Here is a 7,118-nt window from a genome sequence, read left to right as displayed (position 1 = left end):
AGGCTGATACCGCCCAAGAGTTCATATCGACGGCGGTGTTTGGCACCTCGATGTCGGCTCATCTCATCCTGGGGCTGTAGCCGGTCCCAAGGGTATGGCTGTTCGCCATTTAAAGAGGTACGTGAGCTGGGTTTAAAACGTCGTGAGACAGTTTGGTCCCTATCTGCCGTGGGCGTTGGATACTTGACGGAGCCTGCTCCTAGTACGAGAGGACCGGAGTGGACGTACCTCTGGTGTACCGGTTGTCATGCCAATGGCATTGCCGGGTAGCTAAGTACGGAAGAGATAACCGCTGAAGGCATCTAAGCGGGAAACTCGTCTGAAGATTAGGTATCCCGGGGGCTAGACCCCCCTGAAGGGTCGTTCGAGACCAGAACGTTGATAGGTCGGGTGTGGAAGCGCAGTAATGCGTTGAGCTAACCGATACTAATTGCCCGTGCGGCTTGATCCTATAACTCTGCGGGTTTTATACAGACCTGATATGAGCGCGTAGCGACCAAGTGCCGTTCAACACATAGATATACGCAAGTCCCAACCCTTGCCTCGAGCCTCACAGGCTCGGCAACACACACGCTGTGCTTCTTCCCAATTCGGGCGGCCAGGACCCAAACCCTGACCGCCCAACCCGTCACGCTTGACGACCATAGCAAGGTGGACCCACTCCTTCCCATCCCGAACAGGACCGTGAAACGCCTTCGCGCCGATGATAGTGCACTTCCCGTGTGTGAAAGTAGGTCATCGTCAGGCTCTTATCCCGCAAAACCCCAGCACACAACGTGCTGGGGTTTTGTCTTTGCGGAAACAGTTTTGGGCGCCGTTATAAACATCCATGAGGCCTTACGCATTAATTCTTACCGTTTGTCCATAATTCAAAGGGTTATTAATGCCCGTGGCGGGCTAGAATCGCCCTCGTTTCAGTTACCGCGCAGGGCCGCGCCGCGTTCATGCAAGAAATCGTCGTCTATATCCGCAGCCGGTCCAAGTTTGGCGACCAGGTGGTTGCTTTCCCCACCCTATATCAATTGAAGCAATGGTGGCCGCAGGCCGTGCTGCGGGTGGTGGCCAAGCACGACGTGCCGGGTTACTACCAGCCCCTGCCCTGGGTGGATGAGTTTGTGCGCGCGGAAAGCCTGTATCGCTCGGTAAGAGCTACTCCCTGGCGCGCCGACATGACGGTGTATCTGCACCACAGCAGCGAGCGCTACGGGATGATCAGCCTGCTGCGCCGGCCGAAATGCAGCCTGGGGTTTTGCAACGACCGCATGCTGGATTTCGCCTGGACCCACAAATGGAAGAAGAACATCAGCGAATACATAGGGTTGGCCAATCTGCACTTGCTGAATACGTACCGGGCCGTACAGCCGGAAGCGGCGGCGCGGCGCTGCTTCGAGACCATCGCCGCGCTTGGCCCCAGGAGCGCGCAATCAGCGGACGTAGTGCTGATACCGGGCGGCGGCGATGGTGAGTTCAAGCGCTGGGGGGTGGCCAACTTCGTGGCATTGGCCGATCGGCTGAGGGCCAGGCTGGGCCCGGACACGCGTTTCAGCTTTATCCTGGGGCCCGCCGAGGCCGCCGAGCGGGCCAGCCTGCAGGCTTTGCAGCGACCGGATTTCCAACTGATCTGTGACCGCTCGATTCCGGAACTGACGGCCTTGATGCTGGATGCGCGGCTGATCGTGGCCAATGACTGCGGGCCTTCGCATATCGGCCAGGGCGTCTGCGTACCCTATGTGGGCGTTTTCAACGAGGCAAACCCGGAATGGTTCTGGAACCGCCCCTATTCGGCGGCGGTGTATCCAGAACAAGGGGTGGTGGATATCCAGGCGGTCAAGCCTGATCAGGTGGCCCAGGCTTGCCTTGAGGTGCTGCAGGCGCCCAGGCGCGCCAGCTCAGGGCACCAGGACGCCCACGCGGCGCAGCAACTGGGCAGTTTCGTAAACGGGTAGGCCCATGACGCCGGTATAGCTGCCGGCCAGGTGTGACACGAAGACGCCGGCCAGGCCCTGGATGCCGTAGGCGCCCGCCTTGCCATAGGGCTCGCCGCTATCGCAGTAGCGCAAGATTTCGTCCGGGCCGAGTACACGGAAGCGCACTTCCGAAATGGAAACGTCTTCGTGAAGCCGGCCTTCGTGCCATAGCGCCACGGCGGTATGAACCTGGTGGCTGGCTCCTGATAGACGCGACAGCATCTGAACAGCATCGGCGCGGTCGGCGGGCTTGCCCAGGACATTGCCGTCGAGAATGACGGTGGTGTCAGCGGCCAGCAGGGGCAGGGCGGGAAGGGATTGGCCCGCCAGCCAGTGCCGGCCGCGTTCGGCTTTCTCGCGGGCCGTGCGCCGCACGTAGTCGGCCGCGGCTTCGCCGGGGTGGCGGGGTTCGTCTTCACCGGGCGGCGCCGGCACTTGCAGTACGGCATGAGGTAGCCCGATCTGGGCAAGCAGTTCGCGGCGGCGCGGGCTGGCCGAGGCCAGGTAAATGCGCGCTGCCGGCGCTTCTGGATGGGTTGGCGTTGCCACGGGCGGCCTCAGGCGCGATGGTAGGGATGATTGGTCAGGATGGCCCAGGCCCGATACAGCTGTTCGGCCAGCACCACACGCACCATGGGATGGGGTAGCGTCAGAGACGACAGCCGGATCTGTCCGTCGCACGAGGCCTTCAGGCTGTCGTCCAGGCCGTCTGGGCCACCTACCAGGAATACGACGTCGCGCCCGCCGGCGCGCCACTGTTCCAGGCGCTGCGACAGGACCATGGTGGTGAGGTCGCGGCCGCGTTCGTCCAGGGCCAGGCGCAGGGCGCCTGCCGGAACGGCCGATTCGATGCGGCGCGCTTCCGCAGCCATCATCTGCGCCGGCGTCTTACCGGTGGTGCGGGGCTCGGGCTTGATTTCCCGAAGCTCCAGGGCGCAGTCGGCGGGCAGGCGCTTGGCGTAGTCGCTCCAGGCGGTTTCCACCCAGGCCGGCATGCGGTTGCCCACGGCGATGACGATCAGTTTCACGCGGCGTCAGTCTTCCGGCTCGTCCAGGCCGGCGCTGCCCATGGGAACGGTGCCCGAGCCCGGCAACAGTTTGACGCGCACGGGTTTGTCGCCCCAGATTTCTTCCAGGTTGTAATACTGGCGGATGGCGGGCTGCATGATATGCACGACGATATCGCCCAGGTCGACCACCACCCATTCGCCGGTATCCTCGCCTTCGACCGTGACGCCGCTGAGCTTCAGGGCGCGTCCGCGGTCGGCCACGCTGGAGGCGAGCGCGCGGGTTTGCCGGTTCGAGGTGGCGCTGGCTACCACGACGCGGTCGAACAGGCTGGTGAGATGGGTCGTGTTGAAGACCTTGATGTCTTGCGCCTTGACGTCTTCCAGGGCGTCAATGACGGCGCGTTGGAGTTTCTGTATATCCATGTTCACAAATATAACCCGCCCGGAAGGGCGGTTGAGTGGCCGTCGGATGACGGTGCTTATTGGTACAGCCCGTGGTTGGCGATATAGCGGGACACCGCGGGCGGCAGCAAGCCTTGGGTGGGCAGCCCTTGCGCCAGCCGGGTACGGATGTCGGAGGCCGACACGTCCATGGGCGCAAAAGGCAGGGTGGCCAGCGCACGGCCATGGGCGTCTAGCCATGCCTGCAACTCGACGGGAGGGCTGAGCGGGGTGCCGGGCCGTGTGGCTACCGCTAGGTCGACCCGTTCGGCAATGGCCTGCCATTGGTGCCAGGTGCAAAAATTGGCCAGTTGGTCGGCGCCCAGCAGCCATATGTAGTGGTGGCTGGCTGGCAGGGCACGCAGAGTATCGATGGTGTAGGTAGGCCCGCTGCGCTCCAGTTCGATGGGATTGGCGGCCAGGCCTGCCTGGCCGTCGATGGCCAGTTCTATCATGCGCAGCCGGTGCTCGGGGGCCGCCTGCAGCGGCGCGCGCTGCCAGGGGTTGGCGGCCGGAATGAACTGGACCTGGTCCAGCCGCAGGCCGTCGCGCGCCGCGCACGCCAGCGCCAGGTGCGCCTGGTGCACCGGGTCGAAGCTGCCGCCGAGCAGGCCGATGCGCTTCACACCCAGTCCCGTGGCTGCAGAAAGCCATTCAGTGCCGCTTCGGGGGTGCCGGGCGCGGGATGCCAGTCGTAGCGCCACTGGGCCATGGGGGGCATGGACAGCAGTATGGATTCGGTGCGGCCGCCGGATTGCAGGCCGAACAGGGTGCCGCGGTCGAACACCAGGTTGAATTCTACGTAGCGCCCGCGGCGGTAGGCCTGGAAGTCGCGCTGCGCCTGCCCGTAGGGCGTGTCGCGGTGGCGCTGGACCAAGGGCAGATAGGCCGGCAGAAAGGCATCGCCCACCGAGCGCAGCAAGGCGTAACTGGCATCGAAGCCGGGCTCATTGAGGTCGTCGAAGAAAATGCCGCCCACACCGCGCATTTCTTGGCGATGCTTCAGGTAAAAGTACTCATCGCACCAGCGCTTATAGCGCGAATAATAATCAGGGCCATGCGGATCCAGCGCGTCGCGGCAGGTTCGATGGAAGTGCCGGGCGTCGTCCTCGTAAGCGTAATAGGGGGTCAGGTCGAGCCCGCCGCCAAACCAGAATACATCGTTCTCGTCGTGGCCCGGCCGCGCCGCCGCCACGAACATGCGCACGTTCATGTGCGTGGTGGGAATGTAAGGATTGCGGGGATGCAATACCAGCGATACCCCCATGGCCTGCCATGACCGGCCGGCCAGCTCGGGCCGGTGCGCGCTGGCAGACGGCGGCAACTGGTTGCCATGAACGTGGCTGAACAGCACGCCGCCGCGCTCGAGCAATTGCCCGCCTTCGATCAGGCGCGAGATTCCGCCCCCGCCCTCGGCGCGTGTCCAGGTGTCGGTGCGCAGGGGCTCGCCGCCGGCCTGTTCCAGCGCCTGGACGATGCGTGACTGCAGGCCGGTCAGGTACGCGTGGACATCGGAAACGGGAATGCCATTCATGGTGCTGCGCGGGTCAGGCCTGCGGTTTGGCTTTCTGCTGCGAAGGCTTGAGGGCGCGCCAGCCTATGTCGCTGCGGTACTGGCGGCCGTCGAACTGCACACCGTCGACCGCCGCATAGGCGCGCTCGCGCGCCATGCGCACGGAATCGCCCAGCGCGGTTACGCACAGCACGCGGCCGCCCGAGGTTTTCAGTTGCTGGTTCTCGCGGCGGGTTCCGGCATGGAATACCACACAGTCGTCGGTGTCGGCGGGCAGGGCGGCGATGACGTCGCCGTTGCGCGGCGTGCCGGGATAGTTGTGCGCCGCCAGCACCACGCCCAGCGCGGTACGGCGGTCCCAGGTGATGTCGGCCTGGTCGAGCGTGCCCTCGACCGCGTGCTCCAGCGCATCGAGCAGATCGCTTTTTACGCGCATCATGATGGGCTGGGTTTCGGGGTCGCCCATGCGGCAATTGAATTCCAGCGTCTTGATGGCGCGGTCCGGATCGTCGCCCGGGGCGATCATCAGGCCGGCATACAGGAATCCGGTGTACGGAATGCCGTCGCGCGCCATGCCCTGCACGGTGGGCAGGATGATTTCCCGCATGATGCGGTGGTGCAGTTCGGGGGTAATGATGGGGGCCGGGGAATACGCCCCCATGCCGCCGGTGTTGGGGCCTGCATCGCCGTCCTGCAGGCGTTTGTGGTCCTGGCTGGTGGCAAGGGCCAGCACATTGCGGCCGTCGCACATGACGATGAAGCTGGCTTCTTCGCCGGTAAGGCATTCTTCGATGACCACGCGGGCACCCGCCTGGCCCAGGCTGCCGTCGCCCAGCATGGCATCGATGGCGGCGTGGGCTTCGTCGAGCGTGGCGGCCACCACCACGCCCTTGCCCGCGGCCAGGCCATCGGCCTTGATCACGATGGGCGCGCCGTGCGTGTCGACATAGGCGTGTGCCTTGGCGGGATCGGTAAATGTTTCGTAGCGCGCCGTGGGAATGCCGTGGCGCACCATGAATGCCTTGGCATAGTCTTTGGAGCTTTCGAGTTGCGCGGCGGCCTTGGTGGGGCCGAAGATTTTCAGGCCGCGCGCGCGGAAGGTGTCCACCACGCCGGCGGCCAGGGGCGCCTCGGGGCCGACCACTGTCAGCGACACGCCCTCGCGTTCGACGAAGTCGGCGAGCTCTTCGGGGCTGGTGAGCGGCAGGTTCTGCAGCAGGTCGCCTTGTTCTGTGCCGCCGTTGCCCGGCGCCACAAAAACCTTGTGCACGCGGGGAGAGCGGGCCAGGCGCCAGGCCAAGGCATGTTCGCGACCGCCGGAGCCAATTACCAGGAGTTTCATTTTCTTGAGCTTCTTAAAGTGGCCATGCGGCAGCCGCAGCAGGCATGGCAAGAGGTGCGCGGCGCGGCGATTGCTCCGCGCCGCGCAGGTTATTGTGCTTCGTCGAATACGACAGTGGTATAGACTTCCTGCACGTCGTCCAGGCCTTCCAGGGCGTCTAGCAGTTTCTGCATCTTGACGGCATCTTCGCCGGTGAGTTCGGTTTCGTTCTGGGGCTTCATGATGACGCCCTCGACCTCGGCCTTCAGGCCGGCGGCCGCGAAGGCCTGGCGCACCGCCGCGTAGTCGGTGGGTGCGCAGATGACCTCGATGACGCCTTCTTCGTCGGTAAGCACGTCTTCGGCACCGGCTTCCAGGGCGGCTTCCATGACGGCGTCTTCGGCGGTGCCCGGCGCAAACACAAACTGGCCGCAATGCTTGAACATGAAGGCCACCGAGCCTTCCTGGCCCAGATTGCCGCCGTTCTTGGCGAATGCGTGGCGCACTTCGGCGACGGTGCGGGTGCGGTTGTCGGTCATGCAGTCGACCACCACCGCGGCGCCGCCCACGCCGTAGCCCTCGTAGCGCACTTCTTCGTAGTTGGCCCCGTCGGCACCCCCCGCGCCGCGCTGGATGGCGCGCTGGATGTTGTCTTTGGGCATATTGGCGTCGGTGGCCTTGTCCCAGGCCAGCCGCAAGCGCGGATTGCTGTCGGGATCGGCCCCGCCGGCACGCGCGGCGACGGTGATCTCACGAATGATTTTGGTCCAGAGCTTGCCCCGCTTGGCGTCCTGGCGCCCCTTGCGGTGCTGGATATTGGCCCATTTACTGTGTCCGGCCATGGTGTCCCAGAAGGTGAAATATAG

Annotated in this window: 8 protein-coding genes and 2 rRNA genes; 3 read left to right on the top strand and 7 right to left on the bottom strand. The window is 64.5% G+C overall.

The window, feature by feature from the left end; all coding sequences use genetic code 11:
• The 3 genes from LPZ50_RS03415 to LPZ50_RS03405 form a co-directional block, all read left to right on the top strand.
• A 23S ribosomal RNA gene (locus LPZ50_RS03415) occupies positions 1-451 on the top strand; the annotation flags it as partial.
• Between the two features lie 182 nt (positions 452-633).
• Positions 634-747: ribosomal RNA gene (gene rrf, locus LPZ50_RS03410) — 5S ribosomal RNA — on the top strand.
• Positions 748-944: 197 nt separating this feature from the next.
• On the top strand, positions 945-1,946 hold the full coding sequence (locus tag LPZ50_RS03405) for a glycosyltransferase family 9 protein (protein ID WP_230657563.1): 1,002 nt from the start codon (positions 945-947) through the stop codon (positions 1,944-1,946).
• Here LPZ50_RS03405 and LPZ50_RS03400 read toward each other — a convergent pair.
• The 7 genes from LPZ50_RS03400 to LPZ50_RS03370 all read right to left on the bottom strand — a co-directional run bounded on the left by LPZ50_RS03400 (position 1,890) and on the right by LPZ50_RS03370 (position 7,094).
• On the bottom strand, positions 1,890-2,516 hold the full coding sequence (locus LPZ50_RS03400; protein WP_230657560.1) for a Maf family protein: 627 nt from the start codon (positions 2,514-2,516) through the stop codon (positions 1,890-1,892). The two genes, LPZ50_RS03405 and LPZ50_RS03400, sit on opposite strands and share 57 nt — an antisense overlap.
• A gap of 8 nt (positions 2,517-2,524) precedes the next feature.
• Entirely contained in the window at positions 2,525-2,995 is a 471-nt protein-coding gene (rlmH, locus tag LPZ50_RS03395; RefSeq protein ID WP_230657557.1) for a 23S rRNA (pseudouridine(1915)-N(3))-methyltransferase RlmH, read from the bottom strand.
• Positions 2,996-3,001: 6 nt separating this feature from the next.
• Positions 3,002-3,400 (bottom strand): ribosome silencing factor, encoded by a 399-nt coding sequence (rsfS, locus tag LPZ50_RS03390; RefSeq protein WP_230657566.1) that lies wholly within the window; start codon positions 3,398-3,400, stop codon positions 3,002-3,004.
• Between the two features lie 56 nt (positions 3,401-3,456).
• Positions 3,457-4,044, bottom strand: coding sequence for a nicotinate (nicotinamide) nucleotide adenylyltransferase (gene nadD / locus LPZ50_RS03385; RefSeq protein WP_230657553.1), 588 nt, complete (start codon positions 4,042-4,044; stop codon positions 3,457-3,459).
• Positions 4,041-4,952: an oxygen-dependent coproporphyrinogen oxidase gene (hemF, locus tag LPZ50_RS03380; protein WP_230657551.1), complete on the bottom strand. Its 912-nt coding sequence runs from the start codon at positions 4,950-4,952 to the stop codon at positions 4,041-4,043. The genes nadD and hemF overlap by 4 nt, the downstream gene beginning before the upstream one ends.
• A 13-nt stretch (positions 4,953-4,965) precedes the next feature.
• On the bottom strand, positions 4,966-6,273 hold the full coding sequence (gene purD, locus LPZ50_RS03375) for a phosphoribosylamine--glycine ligase (protein WP_230657549.1): 1,308 nt from the start codon (positions 6,271-6,273) through the stop codon (positions 4,966-4,968).
• Positions 6,274-6,362: 89 nt separating this feature from the next.
• Positions 6,363-7,094 carry a YebC/PmpR family DNA-binding transcriptional regulator gene (locus LPZ50_RS03370; protein WP_230657546.1) on the bottom strand — a complete coding sequence of 244 codons (732 nt, stop codon included), beginning with the start codon at positions 7,092-7,094 and terminating at the stop codon, positions 6,363-6,365.
• Between the last annotated feature and the right edge of the window lie 24 nt (positions 7,095-7,118).

Source organism: Bordetella petrii (genome assembly GCF_020991325.1).
GTDB classification, from domain to species: Bacteria; Pseudomonadota; Gammaproteobacteria; order Burkholderiales; family Burkholderiaceae_B; genus Bordetella_A; species Bordetella_A petrii_E.
Note: the sequence above shows the minus strand (reverse complement) of the source record. Positions and strands in the feature narration are given on the sequence as shown.

What these genes read in the sequence shown, in the direction of transcription:
- LPZ50_RS03370 (WP_230657546.1), bottom strand. Translation starts at nt 7,094, where the DNA reads ATGGCCGGACACAGTAAATGGGCCAATATCCAGCACCGCAAGGGGCGC.
- hemF (WP_230657551.1), bottom strand. Translation starts at nt 4,952, where the DNA reads ATGAATGGCATTCCCGTTTCCGATGTCCACGCGTACCTGACCGGCCTG.
- purD (WP_230657549.1), bottom strand. Translation starts at nt 6,273, where the DNA reads ATGAAACTCCTGGTAATTGGCTCCGGCGGTCGCGAACATGCCTTGGCC.
- rsfS (WP_230657566.1), bottom strand. Translation starts at nt 3,400, where the DNA reads ATGGATATACAGAAACTCCAACGCGCCGTCATTGACGCCCTGGAAGAC.
- LPZ50_RS03405 (WP_230657563.1), top strand. Translation starts at nt 945, where the DNA reads ATGCAAGAAATCGTCGTCTATATCCGCAGCCGGTCCAAGTTTGGCGAC.